At 46.9% G+C, this 14,063-nt stretch carries 10 protein-coding genes; all 10 read right to left on the bottom strand.

Translation table 11 applies throughout. The annotated features are described in order from the left end of the window. Nucleotides 1-46: 46 nt before the first annotated feature. The 10 genes from AB3351_RS17800 to AB3351_RS17755 all read right to left on the bottom strand — a co-directional run bounded on the left by AB3351_RS17800 (nt 47) and on the right by AB3351_RS17755 (nt 14,062). Nucleotides 47-844, bottom strand: coding sequence for an MBL fold metallo-hydrolase (locus AB3351_RS17800; protein ID WP_371148498.1), 798 nt, complete (start codon nt 842-844; stop codon nt 47-49). Nucleotides 845-898: 54 nt separating this feature from the next. Continuing rightward, nucleotides 899-1,705, bottom strand: coding sequence for a two-component system regulatory protein YycI (locus tag AB3351_RS17795; RefSeq protein WP_371148497.1), 807 nt, complete (start codon nt 1,703-1,705; stop codon nt 899-901). A 16-nt stretch (nt 1,706-1,721) separates the two neighbouring features. Then, entirely contained in the window at nt 1,722-3,104 is a 1,383-nt protein-coding gene (locus AB3351_RS17790; RefSeq protein WP_371148496.1) for a YycH family regulatory protein, read from the bottom strand. Further along, on the bottom strand, nt 3,094-4,902 hold the full coding sequence (locus AB3351_RS17785) for an ATP-binding protein (RefSeq protein ID WP_371148495.1): 1,809 nt from the start codon (nt 4,900-4,902) through the stop codon (nt 3,094-3,096). The genes AB3351_RS17790 and AB3351_RS17785 overlap by 11 nt, the downstream gene beginning before the upstream one ends. Nucleotides 4,903-4,905: 3 nt before the next feature. Continuing rightward, entirely contained in the window at nt 4,906-5,619 is a 714-nt protein-coding gene (gene yycF / locus AB3351_RS17780; protein WP_371148494.1) for a response regulator YycF, read from the bottom strand. Nucleotides 5,620-5,736: 117 nt separating this feature from the next. Further along, nucleotides 5,737-7,212 carry a peptidoglycan DD-metalloendopeptidase family protein gene (locus AB3351_RS17775; protein WP_371148493.1) on the bottom strand — a complete coding sequence of 492 codons (1,476 nt, stop codon included), beginning with the start codon at nt 7,210-7,212 and terminating at the stop codon, nt 5,737-5,739. A 332-nt stretch (nt 7,213-7,544) separates the two neighbouring features. Next, nucleotides 7,545-8,834, bottom strand: coding sequence for an adenylosuccinate synthase (locus AB3351_RS17770; protein WP_371148492.1), 1,290 nt, complete (start codon nt 8,832-8,834; stop codon nt 7,545-7,547). A 173-nt stretch (nt 8,835-9,007) separates the two neighbouring features. After that, nucleotides 9,008-11,638 carry a replicative DNA helicase gene (locus AB3351_RS17765; RefSeq protein ID WP_371148491.1) on the bottom strand — a complete coding sequence of 877 codons (2,631 nt, stop codon included), beginning with the start codon at nt 11,636-11,638 and terminating at the stop codon, nt 9,008-9,010. Between the two features lie 16 nt (nt 11,639-11,654). Beyond that, nucleotides 11,655-12,098, bottom strand: coding sequence for a 50S ribosomal protein L9 (gene rplI / locus AB3351_RS17760; protein WP_371148490.1), 444 nt, complete (start codon nt 12,096-12,098; stop codon nt 11,655-11,657). Next, nucleotides 12,095-14,062 carry a DHH family phosphoesterase gene (locus tag AB3351_RS17755; RefSeq protein ID WP_371148489.1) on the bottom strand — a complete coding sequence of 656 codons (1,968 nt, stop codon included), beginning with the start codon at nt 14,060-14,062 and terminating at the stop codon, nt 12,095-12,097. The genes rplI and AB3351_RS17755 overlap by 4 nt, the downstream gene beginning before the upstream one ends. Nucleotide 14,063 lies beyond the last annotated feature (1 nt).

The raw sequence follows: 14,063 nt of genomic DNA, 5'->3' as shown, positions 1-14,063 counted from the left end.
CATCCCGTATACAATTCCTCGAACGTGTATTGCTGATTGTGCTGCTTCATTTACGTATAATTTCTTGAACGGTCGTCGGGCGAATCGGTGATGTGTCCATGAGCTCTACATCGCTTCCATCTTCAAGGCCATATTCCTGAAGAATGTTTTTGACAGTGAGCCTGGCCAATTCAGTCATATTATTCTCTTTGCTAAGGTGAGCAAGATAGACTTTTTCACCTTTGCCTGCAAGAATATCTCCTAGCGCTTCACCTGCGGTCTCATTGGATAGATGACCCACATCGCTTAGAATGCGGCGCTTCGTATTCCATGGATAGCTGCCCATTCTGAGCATCTCTACATCATGATTCGACTCAAAAATGTACGCATCGGAGTCTCTGATGGTATCCTTAATGCGCTGGCTTACATAGCCAAGATCAGTTGTCAGGCTTACTTTGGCGTCATCTTCATAGAAGCAGAAAGCCATCGGCTCCGCTGCATCATGCGAGATGCCGTACGATTCCACTTTCATATCGCCGAATTCTACCGTATCCCCCACTTCCATAATCAGCCGCTGATCCTCCGCAATGGTACCAAGCTGGCGGTCAAGCTGTTCCCATGTCTTCGAATTTGCATAGACAGGCAGTTGATACCGCCGGGCTAAGACTCCTACTCCTTTAATATGGTCGGAATGCTCATGCGTAATGAGAATTGCGTCTAAGTCCTGCGCACAGGCACCGGCTTCTCCTAATAGCTTCTCTACTTGCTTACCACTTAACCCAGCATCCACTAACACTTTGCTGTTCTTTGACTCGATAAAAAAAGAATTGCCAGTGCTTCCGCTGGCAAGCACACTGAATTTCATAAATGTTTTCTCTCTCCTTGCCGTACTTCCCTGAAGTTACCTTCTGCTGTCTATCTATTTGCTAGTATTATTATTGGAGATAATTTTATTTTTTTCAATAGGCGGTGCTTGTTCCACCGCCCCGGTAATGCCATTCACATAATGAACGCCTTCGCTGTGTGCCACCCGCCAGACAGGAGCGAGCACCTGAATATCCGCATCATACATGTGACCATAATATCCGACCGAGATATCTACGATGGTCTCTCCGTACCGGATATATCCGTTATCAATCAACGTCCGCACCGCTGTAAAAGACGGGATAATTTTGCGGCCTGTTCCTTGATTAACGATATGAACATGGATTTGGCGATAGCCTAATACCTGCCCATCATTAACTACCATCTCAAGCGGGGCGCTGAATATCGGATATTTGCCGTATTGCTGCACATAGCGCTGCACGTTATCTGTGCTTCGCTTCTCATCGAATGCATAATCTCCGCTGTAAATAATATAGGATGACAGGCTTTTCAACCTCTCTCCCTTATTTACGAAAGCAGGGAGGGCAATGGGTTCATTAAATTTCACCGCCACACCGACTCCCTGCTGTCCTACCACCTGTCCGGTTAATGTGTGCAGATGATCGGCAAAACTGGTAAATCGTACATTCACATAGTTCATCTGCGGCGTTTCATTCGACATGTCGGCGTCCATCTTAATACTGCGCGTCTTCAACAATTCCTCTAGACTTGACGGAATGAGCTCACCCTGCGGCGCCGTCTCAATATCCCGGTTCTGGCTCATCACCACCTGATAACCGAGAAAACAGTTAAGCAGGAAAAACGTAATGATCAGAATGGTCTTCGCTCTGCTCCAATCCATGCTTCCTTCCCCCTGCTCATCTACCGAAGCTGTCTGTACCGGCCTCAATATATAACGGCTCCCTGTTATCCTGTAAGTGAATCAGCCAGCATGGTTTCATCTCGATAAAGTCATAAACCGATCGCGTATACAATCCAAGTTCAATGGAATCAATCTCTTCTTTGCGGATGCCTTTCTTCTCTACTAGCTTGATCAATTCAACTCCAGATACGACTGTTAACGGTATCTTCTCAAAGTATAGATCAAGCTGGCGCATCGGATAATACAGCTCTGATACGCTGCCGTCAAAGACGCGGGCAGATACGATATTCATCTCCGGCCCATCCCCGTTAAATAGAGGGTATGCCCCTACATATTGGCGAAAACGATACGAGATGGACTCTCCTCGATTCGATGCACTGCTCTCTTCAATGTCTTCAAGATAGTATCTACCGGTCCATCCTCCATGCTGATTGACAAACGTCAATGCCGAGTTTAACGCTGCATAATTGGCCTGCTCCTCTTCCATATTTTCTTCCTCATGGCGGGGATGCCGATACAGCAGATAATTCCGATCGACAGGGATAGAGACAGATTGGCTGCCGTTCGTATAGATCATCGTACCATCCCGTTCTGTGACCTGGCGGGTCAGGCTGACATCGACAAACATGGCATCTAGTACCTGCTGAATCGTTAAAGGCTGATAGAAATAGCGGTAGCGCGACATTTTTCCCTGCTCTTTCGGCAGATAGAGCGGGTCGTAGAAATCATACCGAGCCGGACGAATCTGGCTCTCAATCCCATCGACAAACGCCCGATACAATATTTGCTCGGGAAGCCCGCCTATTTTCTCTGGCGTGGAAAGCTTCGTAATCATCTCAGGTGTCATGGAGGTACGCGCCCGAATAATACGCTGATCTCTGCTGGAGATGAGAAGCGCGTAGACAGCGCTTTTATCGCCGCTCTCATATAAGAGAATACGGCTCACCGAGCGCAGCTCTCCATCTATACGCCCGCGCAGCGTAAATAATTGGCTTGCGATATCAGCCGGAATTTCATGACGATATACAATCTCCATCGTCTTTTTCTTATTGATGAAGGCTTCCCATTCTTCCCGCGTCATCTGGACAGCTGCTAGATCATAAAATGACCACTTATTCATCTCGCTCACGACTTCTTTATAGATCGCAGATTCTAGATCCGCCTTCTTATGATGGCCGTCTCCGGTATGAAACAGCACCGCAGATGGACGGATCACATCGGTCGCTTCATACTTGTGTCCAATGGGCTGTGGAGCCACATAATCAGAAGGGGTAAGGCTGTCAAGCTTGGGTGTACTGCTCCAGAGAAACATAGACAGTACAAGGCTTACTACAATCAGCAGAACCAAGACGATGGTTTTAACTCTCTCAACATTCATCTTCATTCTCTCCATATATAGGCAGGGTAAATCTAACGCGCGTACCCTTCTGCCATTCACTATCAAGTTCAATTGCCCCACCGTGCGCATGTACAATCTGTCGGGCAATGGAGAGACCGAGCCCCGTCCCTCCCATGCTTCGGCTGCGAGCTTTGTCTACTCGGTAAAAACGCTCAAAAATCCGCTCAAGGTCACGCTTGCGAATTCCCATTCCCTCATCAATTACGTCAATTCGTACAAAGCGCTCCTCTGTACGCGCGCAAATGGTAATCGTCGTATGCTCGTTGGAGTATTTCATTGAATTTGAAATTAAGTTATCAAGCACTTGAATGATGCTATCCCGATCCGCTGCGATGATAGGAAGCCCGCTGTCCGGCAGATCAAGCCGAAGTGCGATGTTCTCCTGCTGGCTTCTAAGCTTGAATCTCTCTTCTACATCACGAAGAAGATCATATACATCAATCGATTGCAGATCCAAGATGTACTGCCCGGCATCGTACCGGGAAAGCTGAAGCAGATCGGTCACCAACCGCGTCATACGATCCGTCTCATTCAATAGCACACGCAGAAAGCGCCGGGACATGTCCGGGTCATCGACGACACCCTCCTCCAATGCCTCCAGGTAGCTTTTGAGCGTTGTTAATGGGGTTCTAAGCTCATGTGATACGTTAGCGACGAACTCTTTACGTTCACGCTCTAGCGCGGCCTGCTCGGTAACGTCTTGAAGCACCGCAATAATGCCCGCGTTCTTTTCTTCTTCTCTACTTTTAAGTACGGTGAAGGAGAAACGAATAAGCCGCTCTTCTCCCTCGACATTCATATCCATTACTAAAGAGCCGTTTTCCGTAAAGAATGAGTCTTTCTCTTCTTCCATCGGAATAGAGAGCACATCGTGAAGGTTCTTACCCAGTACCGTTTTGTAGCTGACACCTAGAATGCGCTGAGCTGGTTTGTTGACGAGGATGATATCACGGTTGCCGTCGGCTGCGATAACTCCCTCCGTCATATTGGTCAGAATGGAAGAGAATTTCTCCTTCTCCGCTTCCGCCTGCGAGAGTGCCTGTTTGAGCTTGCGGGTTAGCTGGTTGAATGTCTCCCCAAGCTGTCCGATCTCATCCTCTGAATAGATGCGAACCTGTCCATTGAAGTCTCCGTCGGCCATCGCGGTCGCCTGCCGGGTAATTTCCTTAACAGGGGTTGTGATCGTTCGCGCCAGTACGATACCAAGCGCTGCTGTCAGAAGCAGGGCCAGTACCGTACCTGTAGCAAAAATCCCATTAATCTGCCGGATCGTATGGTACACTTCTTCCATCGATGCCACCATATACAGCACGCCCAGGATTTTGGCTCCCTTCTTAATCGGCAGGGCCAGCACCTTTACTCGCTCATGGGTCTCAGGATTGTATTGAATGGATTCATTGCGTGTACCGAGCAGCGCCATATTGATTTCAGCGCGTGTATTCTTCTGCCCAACGAACGCTTTGTTTTCTTCTGTAGTGGTTACTACCATACCGTTTTGATCAAGCAGTTGTACGTCAGCATTGCGCAGCGCAAACAAATTGTGAATCAATACATCAATATCCTCGCGCGGAATGTTCTCTTCTTCCAAGTATTTTTCAACATTGGCTCCTAGCAGATTGGCCTGTGTGTTGAGCGTTTCGCTAAAATTATTCAGGTAGTAGGTTTCTGTGGCACGAATGAAGTACGCTCCGATTACCTGCATCGCAATCAGGATAAGCAGCAGGTAGAGGATGACAACCTTCCATTGCACCGTCTGAAAAAAACGAAGGCGCTTCATCGCCTACTCCTCCAGATTGTTACGCATCATATAGCCTAAGCCGCGCCGGGTAATAATGTATTGGGGCGAGCTTGGATCATCCTCAATTTTCTCACGCAGACGGCGAATCGTCACATCGACCGTACGAGCATCACCGAAATAGTCAAAGCCCCACACAGCCTGCAACAGATGATCGCGTGTTACGACCTGGCCCCGGTTTTTGGCCATGTAATGAAGCAGAGCAAATTCCCTGTGCGTAATGTCGATCAACTGCCCCGCTTTTTCCACCGTATAGGATTTCATATCAATAACAAGCTGTCCGACTGTAATCTTTGAGGCTACGCTTTGATTTTTGGTCTCTTCTGCTGCGTCTTGCGTATGGCGCCGCAGGTTCGCTTTAATACGGGCGAGCAGCTCACGGCTGCTGAATGGCTTTGTGACATAATCGTCTGCACCCAGTTCAAGTCCGAGTACTTTATCCAATTCACTGTCCTTAGCTGTTAGCATAATAATCGGCACATTGGATGTGCGGCGGATAATTCGGCACACTTCTATACCGTCTTTTCCAGGAAGCATAATATCAAGCAGGATCAGATCCGGCTTTTCTTTTTCTGCGAGCGCTACCGCTTCATCTCCATCGTAGGCACATACGACGTAGTAGCCTTCTTTTTCTAATGTAAATTGTAGAATATCCGCTATCGGACGCTCATCATCCACTACCATTACTTTATGTCTCATGGTTTCACCTCTCTTACACTTCTTCCACTTTCCCTATGAAAATCCTTCTCTATTTCCTACACATAAAAAACCGGCACAAGCGGGCCTGCACCGGTTAACGTATCCTATTCTTTTTCTCTATCGTAAATATGACAAGGGATTGACCGGCTCCCCACCCTTATGAATTTCAAAATGCAGGTGTGGACCCGTAGAGCGTCCCGTATTGCCCGATTTAGCAATTTCTTCGCCCTTTACTACAGTGTCACCTTCTTTGGCTACAAAGCCATTTAGATGTCCATACAATGTACGATATCCGTTGCCATGATCGACAATGACACATTTACCGTATCCGCTCTTTATTCCAACGAAGACGACACGGCCATGATCGGACGTATGTACCGGAGTACCAATCGGAGTCGCAATATCAATACCTGCATGCAGGCGACCCCAGCGCTCGCCGAATGGTGAGCTGAATGTTCCCGCAGAAGGCATATGGAATTTACCATCGCCACGTGAAGGCTTTACCTTTGTACCGCGAATCATAACTTTTGGGATCGGCTGCTGCAGCACTTTTTGCTGTACTGCTTGCTTTTGTACAAGCTTCCCATTTTCCTTAATCAGCTCGTAGACGACCTGCTTGCTGCCGTTTTTTCCTTCTGCAATGATCGTATCATCGCCCCGGTATTTGGCCGGGTCAGCCTTGGCTTGAATCGGATACGGTACGGCTACCGTTTCTGCTATCTCCTGCTTGGAGACAACTGTAAGTTTCGGTTCCTTTGCCTGCACATTTATCGTATCTCCGATTTGCAGCAGCGTATCATCTGTCACACCGGGATTCATCGCCAATAAATCTTTTTGGGTAAGACCGTATTTCGGTCCGATATTCCACAGGTTCTCCCCTGCAGCAATCGTATGCTTCCTAAGCTCAGGCACACCCTTTTGCAGCACGCTTATGAGCTTCGCTTCATCAAGCACCACCCCAGGTGCGATTGATGTATTTTCCACCTGAACCTTTTCCTTAAATGATACAGCCGAATGATCCTGCTGTACCTGTGATGCCTGCATGTCGGATGCGTTTCCTACACCAGCTGTAAGGTTTTGCGTCGGTTTCTTTTCATTATAGAGGGCTTTCAAATGATACAGCGCTTCATTTATTGTTTTCTGATCCTTAGCATAGGCGATGGGTTGACCATTCACCGTCAACTGGGCGACTTTAGCTTCTACCTCGACAGCAGCGGCTAATTTTTTCACAACCTTATCCGCCTCACTGCCTTGAGCATTATAATGCCGCTCTTCAATCACTGAGATCTTTTTATTAAAATCGAGCGTCAAATCAGGGTATTGCTTCTTCGCTGACGCCAATTGATCATTCATCCACTTGCGCACCTTTTGCGGATTCTCTACAGCACCCAGGTCTTTGCCATCAACGGAGATATGATAGAGCGTACCTACATTCGACTCATATACATATCCGCCTGCAGCCGTCCCGCTTACTAACAATGAACCTGTGAGAATACCAAATGCTACTTTGCCACGATTTTTCTTATCCTGTATGAGATTTACGCCATAGGACCATTTATCTTTTGTCCATGACGACATCCTTTCGATAAACATTGCTACCTCCCTTTTCTCCTTGCAATTAACGTTATGCCATAACTCTTGCATACAAAATAAAAAAGGGAATCCTGTAAAAGTATCCCTTTGTCTATGTTTATTTTTAGTTACAAAGATAATTTTATACGTAAGACAAATGACCGGGACTATTCCCTCACAGCTTATCTTCCAAACACTTTTTCATGGTACCATTGGCAGAATACTATGGCAAGGAAAAATGACAGACTTCGACATTAAATGACAGGAAAAAGAGGGAATCATATCTAGTTCAGCAAATAAAAAGCAGATCCCCGGTCTAATAACAACCGAGGATCTGCTTTTTTTATCCTATCTTACAGCGCATATACACTGCGGACAACATTTGTCTGTTCACGACCCGGACCTACAGAGAATGTAGAGAGCGGAATTCCCGTTAATTGTGTAATACGCTCAATGTAATGACGCGCGTTCTCAGGCAGTTCATCAAGGGAGCGGACACTTGTAATGTCTTCATCCCAACCCGGAAGCTCTTCATATACCGGTTCACACTCAGCTAATGTATTAAGATTAGCCGGATAATGTTCAATCACTTCTCCTTTATAACGATATGCGGCACAGATTTTTACTGTTTTCAAGCCGCTTAATACGTCTAAGGAGTTAAGAGACAGGGCTGTAATTCCGCTAACGCGGCGCGCATGGCGAACCACTACGCTGTCAAACCAACCTACGCGACGCGGACGGCCTGTTGTCGTACCATACTCACGGCCCACTTCACGGATACGGTTGCCGACTTCATCATGCAGTTCCGTCGGGAACGGACCGTCACCGACACGGCTGGTGTACGCTTTTGCTACACCAACAACATGATGGATTTTTGTCGGACCTACACCAGAACCAATGCAGACCCCGCCTGCAACCGGATTGGAAGAAGTTACGAACGGATACGTTCCTTGGTCAATATCAAGCATTACACCTTGTGCACCTTCGAACAGTACACGCTTGCCAGCATCGATGGCATCGTTAAGCGTAACCGATGTATCCACTACGTACGAACGGATGCGTTCAGCGTATGCTACGTACTCATCCATAATTTCGTCTACTGTAAAGCCTTCTGTTTCATAATACTTTTCAAATAGACGATTCTTCTCTTCAAGATTGCGGCGCAGTTTCATCTCGAATACGTCTTTATCCATTAAATCGGCCATACGGATTCCAATACGTGCAGACTTGTCCATGTACGCAGGCCCGATTCCTTTAAGCGTGGTACCGATCTTATTATCGCCTTTTTGCGCTTCTTCAGCGGCGTCAAGCTTCATATGATACGGCATGATTACATGCGCACGATCGCTGATTCGCAGATTGTCCGTGCTTACGCCATGGCTATGTAAATAATCCAGTTCCGTAATCAATGCTTTCGGATTAACGACCATACCGTTTCCGATTACGCAGATTTTTTCTTTGTAAAAAATCCCGGAAGGAATTAAGTGCAATTTATATTTGGTCCCGCCAAAAACGATGGTATGACCCGCATTGTCTCCACCTTGATAACGAGCGACAACTTCCGCTTTCTCCGCGAGGAAGTCCGTGATTTTTCCTTTCCCTTCGTCCCCCCATTGGGTTCCTACAACTACTACAGTTGACATTGGCTGGACACCTCCTACTTTTCTAACATATTAAGTTTAGCAACGGCATTTCCGTATGTCAATAAAAACCGAACAATCGGGTTTTATCTCTATGATTTGTTCGACAATGCCGTATAAAAAAGAAAAAATCCCTATCATGTAGGATAGAGATTTTTTCAAAATCTATGCACGGCTTATCCTTGTCCTCCATCATCATGCTGGCTTAAGCTAACGAATTTGTTGTACTCCTTCAAAAATGCTAACTCTACTGTACCAGTTGGACCGCTCCGCTGCTTACCGATAATAACTTCGATGATGTTTTTTCGTTCTGTTTCTTTATCATAGTAGTCATCCCTGTACAAGAAGGCAACCATGTCGGCATCCTGCTCGATGCTGTTATGAACAATAAAATCATTAGCAAGGAAGTTGTGATTTCCAGGAACTGTAGCATCGAAAACTTCTTCTATCTCAAGTGGCGTAATTGATATGATCTCGTCCCAATACAAATCCGAATGAGTGAGATCATATAGCCTCTTATCCGGAATCACCTCAGATAATCGAAGCATGCGGTCTCTTGACAACCCGCTTTTCATTAAGGTAGACCCACAATAAGCCGTTTCAAGTCCACTGCTAACTTTTCTCCAGCTCAGTCCATAATGATTTTTTATTTCCGATACGTAGCTCCATACTTCTTTTGGAACAATATCTCGATTTGGATTCATGCGCTGGATCTCTAGCGCGGCCAACAGAGCATTCGCTTTCTCACCACGAGCACCAAAGCAGCCAATCTCTTTTAAAAATAACCTCTGCATTTCCTTACCTGAAATAATAACATGGTAACCAGGCCGATGCTTGCCTTGTGGTACCATACGCAGAGTACTTATTATGCCCATACGAAGCAGTAAATGTTGAACCTGCTGGGCAAGCTTTTTGCTTGTACTGCTGTAATAGATTTTTCCCTGCTTGTCCTTCTTATAATAAACACAACCATCCGTAGCCCAAAGATGATGTAAAAATAAACTGATCGATTCTTTTGGCTGCTTGAATACACATGCAGGAATTGCTTTCTCGTAAGATCGACGATCCCAGATCCCCATCTTTTTAAACCAAAGAGTAATAGGGTGATGCTTTCCTCTAGTTAAGCGATAAGGAGACGGAAGATATATATGCTTCCACGTATCCTGTTTGACGAAACGTGGCATAATTCCAAACAATGCTTGGGCCGCCTCTGCCACATATTGTAGATTGGCTTCATCCTGACTTGTATAATGAATCGGCTGTCTTGATAACACGCAGCCGTCACCAATGAGATGAGCCAGCAATCCGAGTTCTTCTTCACTCATTTTTTCTTCATCACTGCAATGGTTATGAAGAGCAACCTTCCTGCTAACAGCAACCCGATTGCCTGCCTGTAGTGATTCCACAGGTTTCCAACCGTTTACCGTATAAAAAGGATGATTAGCGGAAGCTTTAATCGTGCGTCCGCTGGCCGTCTTCAATTCAAACAGCCGCTTATAACCACTGCTAAACACTTTACTGATCGTAGCTACTTCCAACTTCAAATCCTCTCGCATGCTTAAAACAGGAATGTTTTCCTGTCCAACCAGCGATCCGATTTCTACCTGCTCTCCCGTATCAGCTCGAGTGATCAGTGTATCATAAGATAAGCAGCCACTTTCGCGAATGTCCGACAGCATCGGACGCTTATCCTGTCGCTGTTCAACAGCACGGCTCAGCTGGGAGAGGGCAATGACCGGGCATTCCAACTCACGGGCAATCAGCTTCAATGTCCGAGAAATCTCCGAAATCTCCTGCTGACGATTATCCCCGCTGCCGCCCTTCTTCCCGGTAATCAGCTGCAGGTAATCGATAAGAATGAGGCCAAGCCCTACTTCCGTCTTCAAGCGGCGGCATTTGGAGCGGATGTCACTGATCGTAATCCCGGGCGTATCATCAATATAAATCGGGGCACTCGCCAGCGTACCAATCGCCATCGTCAGCTTATGCCAGTCATCCTCCATGAAGTATCCTGTCCGCATCCGCTGGGCGTCAATGTTTCCTTCTGCACAGATCATCCGCTGCACAAGCTGCGTCGCTGACATCTCCAAGCTAAAAATCGCGACAGGAGCACCCGCGCGCGCTGCGACGTTCTGTGCTACATTCAGGGCGAATGCCGTCTTACCTACCGCTGGCCGGGCAGCCAGAATGATGAGCTCTGATGGCTTCAGCCCTGCTGTCATCTTATCAAGATCCGGATATCCGCTCGGCAGCCCGGTAATTTCCCCTTTATTGTTGGACAATGTCTCAATATATTCGTACGTCTCCATGAGCACATCTTTAATATGCTGGAAGCTTGATGTACGCTGACGCTGAGAAATCTGCATAATCGACTTCTCAGCTTCACCTAATAGGCCGGGAACGTCTTCTGCGGCCGTATAGCCGTCTGTAACGATTTTTGTTGCGGCACGAATCAACCGACGCAGGGTCGATTTCTCTTCTACAATCCGGGCATAGTACTCCACATTTGAAGCCGTCGGCACTGTCGTCGCCAAATCAGTCAGATACGAGACACCACCGACCTCATCTAACTGCTTGCGATTCTCTAGCTCCGCTGTCACCGTCACAAGGTCTACCGGCTCATTTCTCTCACCAAGATCAACCATCACCTGAAAAATACGCTGGTGCGCGGTCCGGTAGAAATCTTCTGCTCCTAGAACATCGGTCGCTGTAATCAGTGCTTCCCGTTCCAAAAAAATAGCCCCCAAAACGGCCTGTTCGGCCTCTATGTTTTGGGGTGGAATACGATCGAGGAAAATATCGCTCATGGTCTATCCCTCAATTCTATTCTTCAACGACATGTACCTTCACTGTCGCTGTAACTTCCTGATGTAATTTGATCGGCACATTCGTGTAGCCGAGAGTGCGAATCGGTTCAGGCAATTCAATTTTGCGTTTATCAACTTTGAAATTTGCTTTCTTCAGCTCTTCAGCAATCTGCTTAGAGCTTACACCGCCAAACAGACGACCGCCTTCACCTGATTTAGCTGTAACGGTAATGGTTGTATCCTCCATTACTTTAGCCAATTTCTTCGCTTCTTCTAATTCTTCCTGCTTGCGCTTATTCTCACTTTGTTTATGTGCTTCCTGCATCTTCAAGTTGCCTGTAGTCGCTTCTTGCGCCAGCCCCTTCTTCAGCAGGAAATTACGTGCATAACCTTCGGAAACTTCCTTGATTTCTCCCTTTTTCCCTTGTCCTTTTACATCTTGTAGAAAAATTACTTTCATTTCAGTTTCCCCCCTTGGTAATTCTTAATTGCTTGTTTTAGCTGTTCCATCGCTTCCTCAACGGTGACATCCTTTACCTGCGTTGCCGCGTTGTTCAGATGCCCACCGCCGCCCATCTGCTCCATTACGACCTGGACATTAAAATCTCCTAAGGAGCGGGCGCTAATCGCCACCAGATCGTCCGGTCTGCGGCAGACGACAAAGGAAGCCTCAATGCCAGCCATCGTCAACAACGTATCCGCTGCCTGCGCAATAAGCAGTTGGCCGTACTTTTCATTTTCTTTTCCGGTTGCGATAGCAATCGAGCCGCCGAGAATCTCTGTATGTTGAACAATCTCGGAACGACGGATATATTGGGTTAAATCTTCCTTCAACAGCACCTGGACAAGCGAAGTATCTGCTCCTTTGCGCCGGAGAAAGGAGGCCGCTTCAAATGTCCGCGAGCCTGTGCGGAACGCAAAGCTTTTCGTATCTACTACAATGCCCGCAAGAAGTGCGGTCGCCTCAAGCGTATCAAGCGCCAAATTATCCCCTTGGTATTGCAGAAGCTCCGTTACCAACTCGCTTGTCGAGGATGCATACGGCTCTAGATAAATAAGTACAGGATCAGCAATAAATTCTTCTGAACGGCGGTGATGATCAATCAGCACAACCTTATGGGTTGCATTTAGCAGGCGCGGTTCAATAGTCATTGACGGACGATGCGTATCTACAACAACGACAAGCGTTCGTTTCGTAACCATTTGCAGTGCCTGATCACTCGTAATGAAGTAGTCATCAAGATATTCATGCTCTTCTACTTCCTGCATCAATCTCTCAATCGCAGGATTGCTTTCATCCAATACGATATAGCCCTGTTTTTGTGTCGCATGAACGGCCTTCAATACCCCAATGGCGGCTCCGATCGCATCCATATCCGGCATCTTATGGCCCATGATCAACACCAGATCACTCTCAAGCATCAGATCACGCAGCGCATGAGAGATCACACGAGCACGTACCCTGTTTCTCTTTTCTACCGCATTCGATTTTCCGCCATAGAACGTAATTTTATCTTTGACTTTTACAGCCGCCTGATCACCACCGCGGCCCAGCGCTACATCCAAGCTTGACTGCGCCATTTCACCCAATTCGATAAATGTATCAATACCGGCTCCGACACCAATGCTAAGCGTAATTGGGATTTTGTTCTTGCTCGTCATCTCCCGCACAACATCGAGGATGTCAAACCGGGTTGCTTCCAACTGCTGTAGTGTTCCCTGATCGAACACGGCAAGGAACTTATCAGAAGAGAACCTGCGCAGATAAATACCGTATCGATGCGCCCATTTCGTAATTGCGCCTGTCACATTCGTCAGCAAAAAGCTGCGGCTCTGCTCATCCATCCCCTGTGCTACTTCATCAAGATTATCGAGATGGACAATACCTAACACCAGTTTCTCTTCCCGATAGTGCATCTGCAGTTCTTTAAACTCGGTCATATCCTGGAAGTACAGAAGCCTTTCTTCCGGACGATGTATGACATCGTATATACGCTTACGATACGTCAATTCACCCTGCTGCTGACTCTCCTTCATATCTGTAAGTGGAGGAAACACGTCAAGCAGTGACTCGCCGATCAACGTCTCGCTTTCACTCTCGGTCATCTGCTGTACATATGGATTGTGCCATTGAATGATTTTTTCTTCATTATAGAGCACAATGCCAATTGGCATCTCGGTAAGAACCTCTTCGCCTACCTTTTTGATTCGATGGCTTAACGTCGAGATATAATTCTCCATGTCCTCACGAAAAAGCCGCTGATTATGAAAAGCAAGATATCCGCTGCTCGCTACGATCATCAATCCGAGCAGCCCAAATAACCAATTCACGTACACGGCAAGCAATCCGGCCGCCAGCAGGCAAAAAACGAGAGCAAGAATGATATGCGAGCCAAACCAGCGTTTTGCCAGGAACTTCGGCATA

It is taken from the genome of Aneurinibacillus sp. REN35 (assembly GCF_041379945.2).
Classification (GTDB): domain Bacteria; phylum Bacillota; class Bacilli; order Aneurinibacillales; family Aneurinibacillaceae; genus Aneurinibacillus.
The sequence above is the reverse complement of the archived record's forward strand: the minus strand, read 5'-3'. Positions and strand labels throughout refer to the sequence as shown.

Excerpts from the sequence above, each read along its gene's own strand:
- AB3351_RS17800 (WP_371148498.1), bottom strand. The coding sequence starts at position 844 with ATGAAATTCAGTGTGCTTGCCAGCGGAAGCACTGGCAATTCTTTTTTT.
- AB3351_RS17795 (WP_371148497.1), bottom strand. The coding sequence starts at position 1,705 with ATGGATTGGAGCAGAGCGAAGACCATTCTGATCATTACGTTTTTCCTG.
- AB3351_RS17790 (WP_371148496.1), bottom strand. The coding sequence starts at position 3,104 with ATGAATGTTGAGAGAGTTAAAACCATCGTCTTGGTTCTGCTGATTGTA.
- AB3351_RS17785 (WP_371148495.1), bottom strand. The coding sequence starts at position 4,902 with ATGAAGCGCCTTCGTTTTTTTCAGACGGTGCAATGGAAGGTTGTCATC.
- yycF (WP_371148494.1), bottom strand. The coding sequence starts at position 5,619 with ATGAGACATAAAGTAATGGTAGTGGATGATGAGCGTCCGATAGCGGAT.
- AB3351_RS17775 (WP_371148493.1), bottom strand. The coding sequence starts at position 7,212 with ATGTTTATCGAAAGGATGTCGTCATGGACAAAAGATAAATGGTCCTAT.
- AB3351_RS17770 (WP_371148492.1), bottom strand. The coding sequence starts at position 8,834 with ATGTCAACTGTAGTAGTTGTAGGAACCCAATGGGGGGACGAAGGGAAA.
- AB3351_RS17765 (WP_371148491.1), bottom strand. The coding sequence starts at position 11,638 with ATGAGCGATATTTTCCTCGATCGTATTCCACCCCAAAACATAGAGGCC.
- rplI (WP_371148490.1), bottom strand. The coding sequence starts at position 12,098 with ATGAAAGTAATTTTTCTACAAGATGTAAAAGGACAAGGGAAAAAGGGA.
- AB3351_RS17755 (WP_371148489.1), bottom strand. The coding sequence starts at position 14,062 with ATGCCGAAGTTCCTGGCAAAACGCTGGTTTGGCTCGCATATCATTCTT.